At 34.9% G+C, this 13,751-nt stretch carries 11 protein-coding genes; 8 read left to right on the top strand and 3 right to left on the bottom strand.

The annotated features are described in order from the left end of the window. Nucleotides 1–3: 3 nt before the first annotated feature. The 6 genes from CHB58_RS05225 (at nucleotide 4) to rpoD (ending at nucleotide 7,893) form a co-directional block, all read left to right on the top strand. Nucleotides 4–636: a tetratricopeptide repeat protein gene (locus CHB58_RS05225; protein ID WP_089323057.1), complete on the top strand. Its 633-nt coding sequence runs from the start codon at nucleotides 4–6 to the stop codon at nucleotides 634–636. Then, nucleotides 637–3,195: a PD-(D/E)XK nuclease family protein gene (locus tag CHB58_RS05230; RefSeq protein WP_089323058.1), complete on the top strand. Its 2,559-nt coding sequence runs from the start codon at nucleotides 637–639 to the stop codon at nucleotides 3,193–3,195. A 117-nt stretch (nucleotides 3,196–3,312) separates the two neighbouring features. Continuing rightward, on the top strand, nucleotides 3,313–3,663 hold the full coding sequence (locus tag CHB58_RS05235; protein ID WP_089323059.1) for a hypothetical protein: 351 nt from the start codon (nucleotides 3,313–3,315) through the stop codon (nucleotides 3,661–3,663). Continuing rightward, nucleotides 3,660–4,430: a LysM peptidoglycan-binding domain-containing protein gene (locus CHB58_RS05240; RefSeq protein WP_245807342.1), complete on the top strand. Its 771-nt coding sequence runs from the start codon at nucleotides 3,660–3,662 to the stop codon at nucleotides 4,428–4,430. Before CHB58_RS05235 ends, CHB58_RS05240 begins: the two co-directional genes overlap by 4 nt. A 102-nt stretch (nucleotides 4,431–4,532) precedes the next feature. Further along, the gene (gene dnaG, locus CHB58_RS05245) at nucleotides 4,533–6,182 is read left to right on the top strand and encodes a DNA primase (protein ID WP_089323060.1); all 1,650 of its coding nucleotides are present in this window, start codon (nucleotides 4,533–4,535) and stop codon (nucleotides 6,180–6,182) included. Between the two features lie 19 nt (nucleotides 6,183–6,201). Next, on the top strand, nucleotides 6,202–7,893 hold the full coding sequence (gene rpoD, locus CHB58_RS09215; protein ID WP_089323061.1) for an RNA polymerase sigma factor RpoD: 1,692 nt from the start codon (nucleotides 6,202–6,204) through the stop codon (nucleotides 7,891–7,893). On the opposite strand, the gene CHB58_RS05255 is transcribed toward rpoD, so the two are convergent. Beyond that, nucleotides 7,870–8,718: an RluA family pseudouridine synthase gene (locus CHB58_RS05255; RefSeq protein WP_089323062.1), complete on the bottom strand. Its 849-nt coding sequence runs from the start codon at nucleotides 8,716–8,718 to the stop codon at nucleotides 7,870–7,872. The two genes, rpoD and CHB58_RS05255, sit on opposite strands and share 24 nt — an antisense overlap. A gap of 56 nt (nucleotides 8,719–8,774) precedes the next feature. Between CHB58_RS05255 and CHB58_RS05260 the strand changes: the two genes are divergently transcribed. Further along, a complete protein-coding gene (locus CHB58_RS05260) occupies nucleotides 8,775–9,698 on the top strand; it encodes a histone deacetylase family protein (RefSeq protein WP_089323063.1) in 924 nt (307 codons plus the stop codon). Here the strand turns inward: CHB58_RS05260 and CHB58_RS05265 are convergent. After that, on the bottom strand, nucleotides 9,616–10,779 hold the full coding sequence (locus tag CHB58_RS05265; protein WP_089323064.1) for a YibE/F family protein: 1,164 nt from the start codon (nucleotides 10,777–10,779) through the stop codon (nucleotides 9,616–9,618). The two genes, CHB58_RS05260 and CHB58_RS05265, sit on opposite strands and share 83 nt — an antisense overlap. 10 nt (nucleotides 10,780–10,789) lie before the next feature. Further along, on the bottom strand, nucleotides 10,790–12,289 hold the full coding sequence (locus CHB58_RS05270) for an alkaline phosphatase (RefSeq protein ID WP_089323065.1): 1,500 nt from the start codon (nucleotides 12,287–12,289) through the stop codon (nucleotides 10,790–10,792). Between the two features lie 125 nt (nucleotides 12,290–12,414). Here CHB58_RS05270 and CHB58_RS05275 point away from each other — a divergent pair, with 125 nt between their 5' ends. Continuing rightward, entirely contained in the window at nucleotides 12,415–13,740 is a 1,326-nt protein-coding gene (locus CHB58_RS05275) for an APC family permease (protein ID WP_089323066.1), read from the top strand. Nucleotides 13,741–13,751: the final 11 nt, after the last annotated feature.

Consider the following 13,751-nt stretch of genomic DNA (forward strand, 5'->3'; position numbering starts at 1 on the left):
ATAATGAGAAAATATCTAAAAGGATTGGCTGTGTTTTTAGTAGTTTTAAACCTTGCTTTTTCCACCTATGCAAGAGCAATCACCTACAAAGAGATAAAAAATGCTTATCATAAGTCATTTCTTTACGAGAAACAGAAGGATTATAAAGATGCCATAAGAGCTCTAATGCCGGTTTATGAAGCCTATCCCAACGGATATACGGTTAATCTGAGACTGGGATGGTTATACTACCTTTTAGGTAAGTATAAAAATTCGGAAGAGCATTACAAAAAAGCCATCAAAGCTGCTCCTTACGCAGTTGAACCAAAACTTGGTCTTTCTCTTCCCTACATGGCACAAAAAAGATGGAAAGATGTAGAAAATCTGATGTATAAAGTTTTAAAAAGCGACTTTTACAACTTTTACGGAAACCTACGCCTTGCTGTTGCACTTAGAAACGAAGGAAAAGGAAAACTTGCAGAAGAGGTCTCAAGAAAAATGCTTACACTTTATCCTTCAAATGTTCCTTTCCTGACCGAACTTGCCCTTGACCTTTTATCACAGAATAAAAAGAAGGAAGCTTATGCCGTTTTATCAGATGTCTTAATCCTTGACCCTGAAAACCAGGTAGCAAAATACTATCTTGGAAAAAACTAAATGAAATATAAAGAAGTCTCTGATTTTTTAGTAGAAAAACTTAAAACCGAAAATGTTTTTATAGCCGTGAGAAACTCCCCCTCACGGCTTCTTCTTGAAATCTGTAAAAAAAGAAAGAAGCCGATTATCGGAAAACACGCAGGCACACTTCAAGAACTTGCCTTAAACCTGCTTTCAAGTAGATTTCAAAATCCCACAATAATGACAGACCAGGAAAGGTTATTTATTGTCAGAAAAAGTTTAAAAGATATGAAACATCCTTTATGGAACTCACCAAGCTATGTAAAACTTGCAGATAACAGAATACGAGAATTTAAAGAACACAATATTCAACCTGAGAAACTGTATAAAGTAGCAGAACGTGTAAATCCAAGATTAAAAAAGAAAATAAAAGAAGCGGCAAAACTCCTTGATATTTACAATAACAACGTTTTAAAATCTGAAATGTTTGACATTTTTTCCCTTTTTGAAATGGCAAAAGGCATAAAACCTGAACATGAAAAAATAGTCCTTTTTTTTCTACCACAGATACTCCCGCTTGAAATTGAATTTCTTAACTCTCTAAATATTCCAATTACCGTATTTACCTATAAGCCCAACACTTCCATCTTTACAAAATTAAACAAAGAAAATCTTAAACTCGTTAAAAACTGGGAAGTCATAAAAGTTGAACCATCTCTACTTGCAAATACGCTTTCAATGGTTCCAGAAGAGATCGTTTCCGGTTCTGATATAACGGTAAATTCTTACCTTGGAGAAAGTGAAGGAATAAAAAAAGTAGCTTTAACTGTCAAAGCATTGCTCAATAAAGGAATACCACCTGAAAAAATCGCAGTAATAGGCAGAGATATACAGGGAAAGGAACTGCTTTTCTACCATTATTTTAAAATTTATAAAATTCCTTTCCACCTTCAGTATGAAGGTGTTCCTGTAACTGCTCATCCTGTGGTTAAAAAGTTTTTAAGGGAAATTGAAAAAGAAACTGAAAGCTACTCTTTGCCTGACTGGTGTAGAAAATTAAAAAATTTTGTTATCTCTCATACCGATGAAGAGAGTATTATTGAAGAAATAGAGATTTTACAAAAAGAGATAGACAATCTTTCAGTAAAAGGATTTATAGAAAGCAACTCTTACAATCCTATAGAATTTGTAAAATTCTTTTCTCTTCTTACAGAAAACAGAACATATCTTATAAAAGAAACCGAACCACTGGGAGTTTTCATTGGCTCACCTGAAGCGATACCTGAAACTGGAGCAGAACATATAATCTTTTTTGATATCTCAAACGGAACATATCCGAGAGCTTTTCCTTTTGACCCCGATTTTTCATACAGGGAAAGAGAAGAAATAAACAACCTTCTCAACATATCCAATCCTCTTCTTGAAGCTCTACCTGGAAGAGAAAAGTTAATAATGTATGAATTTCAAACTTTTTTTAACTCCATAGCACACCATCCAGAATCTATCCATTTCTTCTACGATAAAACAAAAGGAGAGTCCATCTTTGTTTCTATCGTTGAAAAAGTATCCAAAGTGAATAAGATGGAAAAAAGCCTTATAACAAAAAAATCTGAAGGTATTTTAAAGGTTTACAGGAGAGAAAAGAGACCTGAAAACCTTCTGGAACTTGGAGTTGATGGATGGTTGAAGAAATTACAGGGAGAAAAAAGTTACAACTTTATATTTAAACCTGAATTTATCAGAAAATTTCTCCCTCAAGAAATTTCGGTTACAGATATTTTAAGCTATATGGACTGTCCAGCAGACTTTCTTTTCTCAAAACTTCTTAACTGCACCTTTTCAAAAACAACAGAAATCATAGAAGGAGAAATTTATCACCAATTTATAAATAGAGCATATTTTAATAAGAAAAAAGCAGAAGATATTTTTGAAGAAGTTTTCAGCGAAATAACCGAAAAATATGAAGATGAAGTAATCTTTTACATAAAACCTTTTATAAAGGAAAACGCACTGAAATTTATAAAGCAATTCAAACCAGAACTTGAAATTGTTGAACAGGAAAAACCGATAAAAATAAAATTTAAAAATTTCACATTTTCAGGAAGGATAGACTGGCTTGAAATCTCAAGTGATAGAGAAAAAGTGAAAATTGTTGATTTTAAACGGGGAAACGTTAAAAATAGAGAGTATCTACCTGGAAACAAAAAATCATTTCAGATTATACTTTACGGCTTAGCCCTTTTTAATAACGGAGACGTTTTTAAAACAATAAACAAACTCCCCAACATAAAATTTAGTTTTGTAAGTATTCCAAAATTTCATCCAGAAAGCGACAGAGGAATTGAGGAGTTTACTGCAAAAGAATATGAAAAAGAGATAAAAAAATCTTTAACATGGATAGGCGTTACCATTAAGCTTATAAAAGCCGGATTTTTCCCACCGCTTGAGATAAAACCTCAAAAGAAAAATATCGTTAGGTTAGTTGTAAAAAGAAACGATAGTTATGAATTTTTCACTACAGAAGAAGACCTTAAGCATTTTACAGAAACAGTCAGAAAAATTTTTAGAAAAATAGAATTAAAACTGTGGAAATATTAAATTTCCTAACAAAAAATTAACAAATTTACCTTAATTTGCTGTTTTATAAAGCTTGACATCAAAAATTTTAAAAAGTAGGATATAAATGTAAGATTATCCATTACCATGGAGGGTATGATGAGAAGAAAATTGGCTTTGAGCCTTCTGGCAGTTCCCATTCTGATAACTGCTTCCTGCGGAACAAAGAAAGAAGTTAAAGTTACACCACAGCAACAAGAAGAAACTGCAATGTTGGAAAAAAAGTATAAAAACCTCCTTGATGAAATTGACACACTGAAAGAAAAACTTGCAAAAGTTGAAAGTGAAAAGAAAGCAACACAGGAGAGAATCACCTATCTTGAAAACCAGATAGCAATTCTTGAAAGTGAAAAAGCAAGACTTCAGGAAGAACTTCAATCAATGCCTTCAAGAGAGGAGCTTGAACAAGAACTGCAACAGTTACAAGCCCAGGTAGGGGGTGAACAATGAGAAAGTTAACAGGAATATTAACAGCTTTTGTTATCGGAGCTTCTGTATCAACATCTATTGCTGCTACTTCTTGTCCAAGTAATATTTCTAACTATACAACTTGCGTTGCCGAAAACACTACAAAAATTGAGAACAAAGCACCAATGAATGTAGAAAATGAGAAAGTTACAGCAAATACTTATGCTGAACTTGAAGAAAAATACCAAAAAGCTCTTGAAGAATATAACAAACTTAAAGCTCAGCTTGAGAAAGAGGAACAAGAACTTGCAATGCTTAAAGCGAAAGAGGCAGATCTTCTCAGAAGATATAATCTTCTTTCTCAAGAAGTAGCCGAACTGAAAAAGGAGATTGAGTATAGAAAACAGCTTGAAGCAAAGATAGCCGCATTAAAGGCAAAACTTAAGAAAGCCGAAAGCAAAGTTGAAAAACTAAGAAGAGCTTTTATGGCTTTGCCAAAAAGCTACAGAGTGGTTAAAGGAGATACTCTGTGGGGGATAGCTTCAAAGAGCTACATCTACAACGACCCATGGCAGTGGCCCTTAATTTACAAAGCAAACAGAGATCAAATTAAAAATCCACATCTTATCTATCCAAATCAGGTGTTTGCCATTCCAAGAAACATAACGGCAGAAAAAGTTATCGAAGCAAGAAAAGAAGCTTTGAGAACACCACCACCTCCAGGGGTTAAACCCAAGAAAGTTGGGCCTGTTAGAGCTGAAGATGTCCCATCAACAGCTACAGATTATTTTCTTTTTATGCACGAATAAAATTCAAGGGGGATTTCTTCCCCCTGTTCTATCTTGACTTATCCCTGAATAAGAATAATTTTACTTGTGAGTTGTTTACTACTTCAGAAAGAGGTGATATAATTGGGGAGAAAAAAAATTCCCCTTTCATTTATTGAAGACCTGCTTTCAAGAGTTGACATAGTAGATGTTATATCTCAATATTTAACTTTGAAACAGGTTGGAAGAAACTACTCAGCTCTCTGTCCTTTTCACCCTGAAAAAACTCCTTCCTTTGTTGTCAGTCCTGAAAAGCAGATTTTCAAATGTTTTGGATGCGGAGTTGGTGGCACAGCTATAACCTTTATTGAAAAATATGAAAATCTTTCTTTTTATGAAGCTGTAAAAAGGCTATGCGAGATAACAGGAATTGAGTTTCCATCAGAATTTTCAGAAATAGATGAAGAAACAGATATACTGTATGAGACCGCTTACGAAGTAGCTAAATATTTTCACTCCAAAGTAGAAAAAATAAAAGATTATCTTTTAAATAGAAATTTAGAAAACACGACAATCAAACGATTCTTGCTTGGATACGCACCTGAAACCTACCTTAAAGATCTTAAAAAAGATAGAGAAATCCTTAAAAAACTTAATTTAGTAACCGAAAAAGGAAAGCCGTTTTTTGCGAACAGACTGATAATCCCTATTTTTAACCATACAGGAAAAATTGTAGCATTCGGTGCAAGAGCCTTAAGAAAAAATCAAACTCCCAAATACATAAACAGCCCTGAGAACGATATTTTTCATAAAGGAAACATACTTTACGGATTCTATCAGGCAAAAGAAAACATTCTAAAAGATAAAGAAGTGATAGTTGTTGAAGGTTATTTTGACGTAATTTCACTGTTTCAGGCAGGGATAGAAAAAGCTGTAGCACCAATGGGAACATCCCTAACAGAAAATCACGCAAAAACTTTAAAAAGATATGCAAAAAAAATTGTTCTCTTTTTTGACGGAGACAGTGCTGGAGAAAGAGCAACCCTTAGAGCTGCTGAAATTTTCGCTAAACTTGGTGTTGAACCGTTTATTGCAAGACCTCCTGAAGGAGAAGACCCAGACTCCTTATCCAGAAACAAAAAACTGTTAGACGAAATAATTTCTCAAGCGCTACCCCTCTCTAAATATCTGATAAAGCTTGCAAAAACTTCTTCTTTAGAAGAGAAAACAGATACCATAAAACAGGTTGTTTCCATATTTTCCTATTTTGATACTGTAGATCCTTTTAAATTGAGAAGATTCCTTTCAGAGCTTTCTGTGGAAACAGACAGTGATATTAAATGGCTTAAATCTCTAATAAAAACTGCAAATAGAAGTTTTACTAAAGAAACAACTTCTTCAAAACTTCCAACTCCAGAATATGAAAAAGCTTTTATAAAAGGACTACTTGAAAGAAAAATTCCTTCTAAAGTAGAAATCTCTCCAAACCTTTTTATTTCCGATGAATGCAGAAAACTTTACATACTTTTAAAACACAGCGAGAAACCACCAAATCCTATTGAACTTGAGAAAGAGTATCCAGAGCTTGGCGGAATCCTTGCAGAACTCTCTTTAACTGAATTCACAGAAGATGAGATTAAAGCCGCACTTTGTAGAGTTTTAAAAAAGGAAATTGAGAGGAAACTAAGAAATGTTAAAGAGTTTAACATTAAGAAAAAACTTAAGCTTATGTCAATAAATCTTTCAAACAAAGAGGTTGGGGGAATAGAGGATATACTTTCATGTATCAATTAAACCTTAAGGAGGTGCAGCCTTGGAAAAAGGTCACTTTGAAGAACTTATAGCCCTGGGGCGAGAGAAGGGCTATGTAACCTTTGATGAACTTATAGAACACATAGACGAAGAAGCTCTCACCCCCGAACTATTGGAAGAACTCATGACGCAGCTTGACGAATACGATATAGACATTATACCAAAAGAGGGTGCCGAAGCAATAGACCTTTCCAAACTTCAGATAACAATTTCCCCGGACACCATGCCCCGTTCTGATGATCCGATAAGGCTTTATCTTAGAGAAATGGGCGGAATTCCTCTCCTTAAAAGACATGAAGAAATAACCCTTGCAAAGAGAGTAGAACTTGGAAGAAAAGCACTTATAAGGTATCTGCTTAAAACTCGTAAAGTTCTTGATTTTATTCTTTATGCAGATGAAGAGATTAGAAACGACAGATTAAAAGTAAGGGACATATTGCGTTCTCCTGATGATTTCGCAGAAGGTGGAGAAGCTGAAAGGAGAAAAAAGTTTTTTGCAATAGTGAGCCAGATAAAGGAAATTCTGCCTGAATTTGAAAAAAGATATGCAACATACCAGAAAAGACCGAGAAATAAAAAGAATAAAAAAGAACTTCTTAGGGTATGGGCCAATATAAATATTTTACTAAGACAGCTTCCACTTTCATTTTCCATATACGATTCAATGGCTGAAGATCTTTACTGTAAAATGAGAGAGCTGAAAAAATGTGAAAAAAACATTCAGAAATTAAGCGGTAAGCTTTCCTTTCTCGGAACTCCTATAGAGAAACTTCCAAAAATGTTTGATAATCCAGAAATTCAGGAAAAGATAGATAACTCCAAATACACAACACGGGAAATTAAAAAGTTTGTTAATAAATACCTCCACTACAAAGAAAGATATACAAAACTGTCCCAAGAAATAGGAATGCCTAAAAGAACCTTTTACGAAATAGCTGAGAAAGTTTATTACTATAAAAAAGATTCCCAGGAAGCAAAGCAAATTCTTGTGCGTTCAAACTTAAGACTTGTTGTAAGTATAGCGAAAAAGTATATAAACAGAGGACTTCAGTTCCTTGACCTTATTCAGGAAGGCAACATAGGGCTTATGAAAGCTGTTGACAAGTTTGAATACAGAAGAGGATACAAATTCAGTACTTATGCTACATGGTGGATAAGACAGGCAATAACAAGAGCAATAGCTGACCAGGCAAGAACAATAAGAATACCCGTTCATATGATAGAAACAATTAATAAGCTTATAAAAGTTTCCCGTCAGATGTTCCTTGAAATGGGAAGAGATCCTAAACCTGAAGAGATAGCAGAAAGATTGAAAATGCCTGTAAGTAAAGTAAGGGCAATAATGCAGATTTCCCAGGAACCTGTATCCCTTGAGACGCCTATAGGAGATGATGAAGACAGCACACTGGGAAGTTTTATTGAAGATGTTAAAAGTCCAATACCTGAAGATATAATTATTAAAAATGACCTTAAAGAAAAAGTTTCCCAACTTCTTGCAGTGTTAAACGAAAGGGAAGCGGATGTTTTAAAACTTCGCTTTGGACTTGATGGCCATCCTGAACACACCCTTGAACAGGTTGGAAGAGCTTTCAAGGTTACAAGAGAAAGGATTAGGCAGATAGAGTCAAAAGCTCTTAAAAAGCTAAGAAATCATGGTCTTGATATTGATTTAAGTATATTCCTTGAGAGGTAGGACTTCCCTGCCTCTCCTTACCACATTCAAGAAACTTCTAAAATCTTCTAAAATTGGAGCTTTAATATCTATCCTTTTCCCATTAACAGGTGATTTAAAGGAAATGTGTTCAGAATGAAGCATAATTCTTGGAGCAAATCTTAAAAGAAAAGGGAACGTTTTTTTCCAGTATAGAAACTCTCCTGCCACCGGAAAGCCCAGCATGGAAAGATGTCTTCTTATCTGATGCTTTCTCCCTGTTTCTATCCTGACATCTACAAGGGTTGCATTTTCAAAAATCTCAACAGGTTTTATAAAAGAAACTGCATCCCTTCCATCAAGCTTAAAAGAGAGCATTTTTTCTAAGAAAAATCTTCCTGAAATAACTGCTTTGTAAGTTTTAGTTATCTTTTTTCTTTTAAAAATTTCAACCATAGCATAAAAAACTTTTTTATCTTTAACAAAAATAACAGCACCTGAAGTCTGTTTATCAAGCCTATGAACAGCATAAATATTTCCATATTTTCTTCTTAAAATTCCTTCTAAGTCAGGCTTATCATTGTTTGTGTTAATAAACGGAGGCTTATTAACTACAAGGAAAATTTCATCTTCATAAAGAACTTCAATATCAAAGTTTTTTTGAAAAAGGAATTCAGATACAGAAAACTCCACAGAATCTTTAAAAGAAAGAGGAAAATTTCTCTTCCTGACTTTCACACCGTTAATAGATACAACTCCTTCATCAATCAATCTTTTTACCTTTTTACCAGAAAATCCTGTAACCTGAGTAATAACAGATGCAAGAGCGCCTTTCCTGTTTCTTATAAGAAAAGAGGAAAATACCATTTAGCAATCTCCAGAAATATTTTAATATATTAAGCAAACCTTTTTAAGGAAAAAAGATGGCAACAGTATTATACTCTGACATATTTCTAAAGCACAACCTTCCATCCCATCCTGAAAATGCGGAAAGACTTAAAAGCTTTATGAAAACTGTATCTCAATTTCCGCTGAAAGTATTAGAGTCAGAACCTGTAAATATGAAACTCCTTGAGAAAATTCATGATAAAAGGTACATAAGCAAGGTTAAAAGTGCTTCAATGGCAGGATTTGATTATCTTGACCCTGATACCTATGTCAATGAGTACAGTTTTAAAGCTGCTGTTTTTGCAGCAGGAGCGTGTGAAAAAGGAGTAGAACTGATAAAAGAAGGAGAGAAAAGTGTGTTATGTGCTGCAAGACCTCCCGGACACCACGCAGAGTTTAATAGAGCCATGGGATTCTGCCTTTTCAACAACATTGTTGTGGCAGCTATAAAAGCTCTTAAAATTGGCTTTAAAAAAATTTTCATTGTTGATTTTGACGCCCATCACGGTAACGGAACCCAGCATCTGATAGAAAACTATCCTCAAATATTCTATTTTTCAACTCACCAGTTTCCTTTTTACCCGGGAACAGGAAGTATAAAGGAAAACAATTTTCACATCCATAATATTCCTTTACCTTCAGGAAGCGGAGATGAAACTTTTATTCCTATATACACAGAAACTTTACCTGAAATTGTCCATAGCTTTTCTCCAGAAATTTTACTTATATCAGCAGGATTTGATTTCCATACTCTTGACCCCCTAACAGGTCTTAATGTTTCTGATAAGGGAACGGAAATTGTAATTAAAAGTGTCTTCAAAATTGCAAAAACAGAAAATATACCAATACTTTTAACCCTTGAAGGCGGATATAACCTTAGAGTTCTTGAGAAGGCTGGAGAGATTCTGTTTGGGGAACTTTCCTCTTTCCAAGAAGATATGCTCCAACAAAAGCAGTAAAAGGTGCAGTAAGAATCAATCCAAAACTTCCGGTTAATGTTTTAATAACTTCCGCTGAAACAAAAATTATGTTAAGCATCGTATCAACTGGAACACCTTCTGCCATAAAATACATAAGAAGGGTCATATATCCACCACAGTAGGCAAGAAGGAGCGTTGTAACCATTGTTCCAACCACATACCTTCCTATTCTTACTCCCGAAACCATAAGCTGAAATCTTGAAAGGTCAGGATTTCTGTTTGCAATCTCATCTATACTTGCTGCTATGTCCATAGCTATATCCATAGCAGCTCCGGAAGCTGAAATAAAGATAGAAGCTATAAAAATCTGGGTTAAATCAAGTTTTCCAAATCCTGCATAAAGAAGCGTTTCTGAAAACGGCATAACAGCACCGTTTATATGACTTTTATATGTAAAAAATAGAGCAAGAACGCAGGTTGTAGAGATTCCCAGCATTGAACCTAAAAAGGCTGCGACTCCTCTTCTTGATATACCGGCAACAAGAAAGATAATTGCTGTTGTAAGAACGGCAACCACTCCAAGAGAAAGAAACACAGGATTTACACCTTTTAAAGTGTAAGGTATCAGAATTTTCCATATAACAAGAGCCGTAAAAAGAAAAGACAGGAGCGCTCTTGCTCCTGTCCATCCACCAAATATCAGCACCGCAGCCACAAACATAACAAAAAGCAAAAACTCTGTTCCAAGCCTGTAATAACTCTGCGGATTAACAAATATTATTTTTCCTTTGCTGTTAACCGTCAAAATCACAAAAGCTTCATCTCCCGGTTTAAAAAGTTTATCTCTATCAAGCCTTCCAAGTAAAGGATTGTCAGCTTTCAAAACTTTCCCTTTAAAAGGACCATCTTCTATCTTTAAAACAACATCCTGGTTTCCCGTTTTTATCAATCCGTGCTGCCTTACATCACTGTTATCCACTTTCAGTATGGTTCCTTTACACCTTACAGCATTCTTATCAATTCTATTTGCAAACTCATTGGGAAAGAAGAATAGACCTATACTCAAAATCAGAAACAGCAGTGTAACAGCAGCATCTTTATGTTTCAGGAAACCACCCATCAATATCCCCTTAGTTAGCGTAAGTGTAAGCAGCGTTTTCAGCGTAATGAACAACAGGTGCATAACCCATAGCTTTCATAAGCTTTTTAGCTATATCTGTGTTGTCGTAAAATCCGTTAAACATTTCAGCACCAACACCTACAGCTGATGTTGGAACAGGAACACCGGTGTGCTTATAGGATGTCCAGCCCATACCTGCATGATGGTTAAGAATGTGTGTAATTGTTACTGTAAGAGGCTCATAACCACCATAGAGAAGATACTTGTAAGGATCTTTCTTTCCTTTTGCATTATTCATACTGTCCATAAACGCAACTTTAAGCTGAGCAACTTCATAAGGCTTCAAAACAAGAGGGTCTGTTGATAAACCTTCAAATTTAAGACCAAAATACTTTGTTATTAAAGGTTTAACATCTTCAAAAGTAACGTTCCCTTTTCTTTTAAGTTTTTTAACTATTTCATCTGTAAATCTTTGATATGACATATCTTGAGCGTGAAGAACGGCAAAGTTTGTTGAGTATTTTGTGCCGGCAAACCCAAGAGCAAGACCGCCAGTTTCATGATCAGCAGTAACAACAATAAGTGTTTCATCAGGATGTCTTCTATAAAAATCGTAAGCCACCTTTATAGCATCGTCAAAGGCAAGAGTATCCTGAATAGCGGTTGTTCCATCGTTGGCATGACACGCCCAATCTATCTTTCCACCTTCAAGCATTATGAAAAATCCATTCGGGTTATCAAGCAGTTCTATTCCCTTTTTGAGAAATTCAGCAAGAGTTATATCCTGCTTTGTCTGATCTATTGTGTAAGGAAGAGACTTTCCTGGCTGGAGCCTTGGGTTAATAACAACAACTTTCTCATCTCCTTTCCTTAAATTTTCAAACTCTTCTTTTGAAGTGATTATTCTGTATCCGTGATTTTTAATATACTCAATGGCATTTCCAACATAATGCTTACTGTTTTTCTTTTTATTGTTAGGATCCTTAAAACCGCCACCAGCAAAATAGTCAAAGTTACTCTCTGCAAGCTGAATAGCTATATCGTAGTAGTGGCTTCTTTTTGGAACATGAGCATAAAAAGCTGCCGGAGTAGCATGATCAATTGATGTGGAAGTTATAATTCCTATTTTTTTACCATCCTTTTTAGCAAGTTCTGCGATTGTTTCAAGTCTTTTTCCATCAGGAGTAAGCCCTATAACACCTATATTTGTTTTATGACCACAGGCAAGAGCTGTCCCCGCTGCTGCTGAACCTGTAATAAACCTGTTGGCAGCGTATGTTGTTGCCATTCCCTGAGCAGGAAGCTTATTCATCATAAGCTTTTCACCCTTATAATTTTCGGCAGCCATTCTCTGAGTAAAAGCCATCCCATCACCGATAAAGTAGAAAACATACTTTGCAGTTTTCCCTGCAGCCTGAGCAACTAAAGGCGGGAAAGCTAAAACACACGCAACAACAGCCATGAGGATCCTTAAAAATCCTCTTCTTGACACATCCTTCAACCCCTTCATCTTTACCTCCAGAAAATTTTAAAATTCCTGAGAGTAAAAGTAGCAGTTATTTTGTAAAGATTTGGTTAATTTAAACTTAAAGTTGGAAACTGATAGAATTAGTAAAAAAGAAAAATGAGGAGAAAATGAAAGAGAAAAAATTAACCTTTCTTCAAGCAGTTTCACTTGCAGTCGGAACAATGATAGGAGCAAGCATATTTTCCATATTCGGTGTCGGTGTTAAAATTGCTGGAACAGATTTACCGTTTGCTTTTATATTAAGCGGTATCTATGCCCTTATGGTCGGATATTCTTATGCAAAGCTCGGGACAAAAATAGTTTCAAACGCAGGGCCAATTGCCTTCATAGAAAAAGCAATCGGAGGAGGAGCAATAACAGGAAGCTTAAGCATTTTGATGTGGATAAGCTATGTAATATCTATAGCACTTTTTGCAATAAGTTTTGCAGGCTATCTTCTTCCGTTTATAAATATACACAATCCATCAATTCAAACATTCATTATAGTTTTCATAATTTCCCTATTTGGAGCTTTAAACTTTTTCGGAGGAAGTGAAGCTGTTGGAAAACTTGAATTCTGGATAGTTTTAATAAAAATCTTGATTCTTCTTCTTTTCATCGTGGCTGGATTTACCGTTTTTAATCCAGAATTTCTCCACTTTGACTTTTCTCCACAGGGTATAAAAGGAATATTGAACGCTTCTGTTATCTTTTTCCTTTCCTACATGGGATTTGGACTTATAACAAATGCAAGTGAAAATATAGAAAGTCCTGAAAAAACCGTGCCAAAAGCTATTTTTATAAGTATTATTGTTGTTCTCTTTATATATGTTTCTGTCTCTCTGTCAGCACTTGGAGCCATACCTGTAGATAAGCTCGTAAAATATCAGGAAAATGCCCTTGCTGTTGCTGCTGAACCGGCTCTTGGAAAATTAGGTTTTTTTCTTTTAAGCATTGGTGCTCTTATAAGTATCTCATCAGCACTTAATGCAACACTTTATAGCGGGGCAAATGCTGCTTACGCCCTTATGAAAAAAGGGTATATTCCGTTTCCCAGGAAACAGTTAAAAAGGGAATGGATGAGTGAACATTTTGGACTCTACCTGACATGTTCTATTGCTTTGCTATTTGCCCTATTTTTTAATATAACTTCTGTTGCTTCAATGATAAGCCTTATAACAACAGTAATTTACATATTTGTTATCTATTCACATTTAAAACTCACCGAAAATGGAAAAGTTGACGGAAACAAAGGACTGATTTTCTTTAACCTTATTGTTATCACTTTTGTAGCAGTTGAAATATTAAAATATCAATACATTTCAAATAAGAAAACATTTTTAGTATCAATATCTCTTTTCCTCATCTGCTTTATTCTGGAAACTTTCTACTACAGCAAACATAGAAAGATTACCATTTCAAGACCCTTTAAACTCCCATTTAATATCCCTTAAAGGAGAAGAGT

Source organism: Desulfurobacterium atlanticum (assembly GCF_900188395.1).
GTDB classification, from domain to species: Bacteria; Aquificota; Aquificia; order Desulfurobacteriales; family Desulfurobacteriaceae; genus Desulfurobacterium_A; species Desulfurobacterium_A atlanticum.

Excerpts from the sequence above, each read along its gene's own strand:
- CHB58_RS05225 (WP_089323057.1), top strand. The coding sequence starts at position 4 with ATGAGAAAATATCTAAAAGGATTGGCTGTGTTTTTAGTAGTTTTAAAC.
- CHB58_RS05230 (WP_089323058.1), top strand. The coding sequence starts at position 637 with ATGAAATATAAAGAAGTCTCTGATTTTTTAGTAGAAAAACTTAAAACC.
- CHB58_RS05235 (WP_089323059.1), top strand. The coding sequence starts at position 3,313 with ATGAGAAGAAAATTGGCTTTGAGCCTTCTGGCAGTTCCCATTCTGATA.
- CHB58_RS05240 (WP_245807342.1), top strand. The coding sequence starts at position 3,660 with ATGAGAAAGTTAACAGGAATATTAACAGCTTTTGTTATCGGAGCTTCT.
- CHB58_RS05255 (WP_089323062.1), bottom strand. The coding sequence starts at position 8,718 with ATGGTATTTTCCTCTTTTCTTATAAGAAACAGGAAAGGCGCTCTTGCA.
- CHB58_RS05260 (WP_089323063.1), top strand. The coding sequence starts at position 8,775 with ATGGCAACAGTATTATACTCTGACATATTTCTAAAGCACAACCTTCCA.
- CHB58_RS05265 (WP_089323064.1), bottom strand. The coding sequence starts at position 10,779 with ATGGGTGGTTTCCTGAAACATAAAGATGCTGCTGTTACACTGCTGTTT.
- CHB58_RS05270 (WP_089323065.1), bottom strand. The coding sequence starts at position 12,289 with ATGAAGGGGTTGAAGGATGTGTCAAGAAGAGGATTTTTAAGGATCCTC.
- CHB58_RS05275 (WP_089323066.1), top strand. The coding sequence starts at position 12,415 with ATGAAAGAGAAAAAATTAACCTTTCTTCAAGCAGTTTCACTTGCAGTC.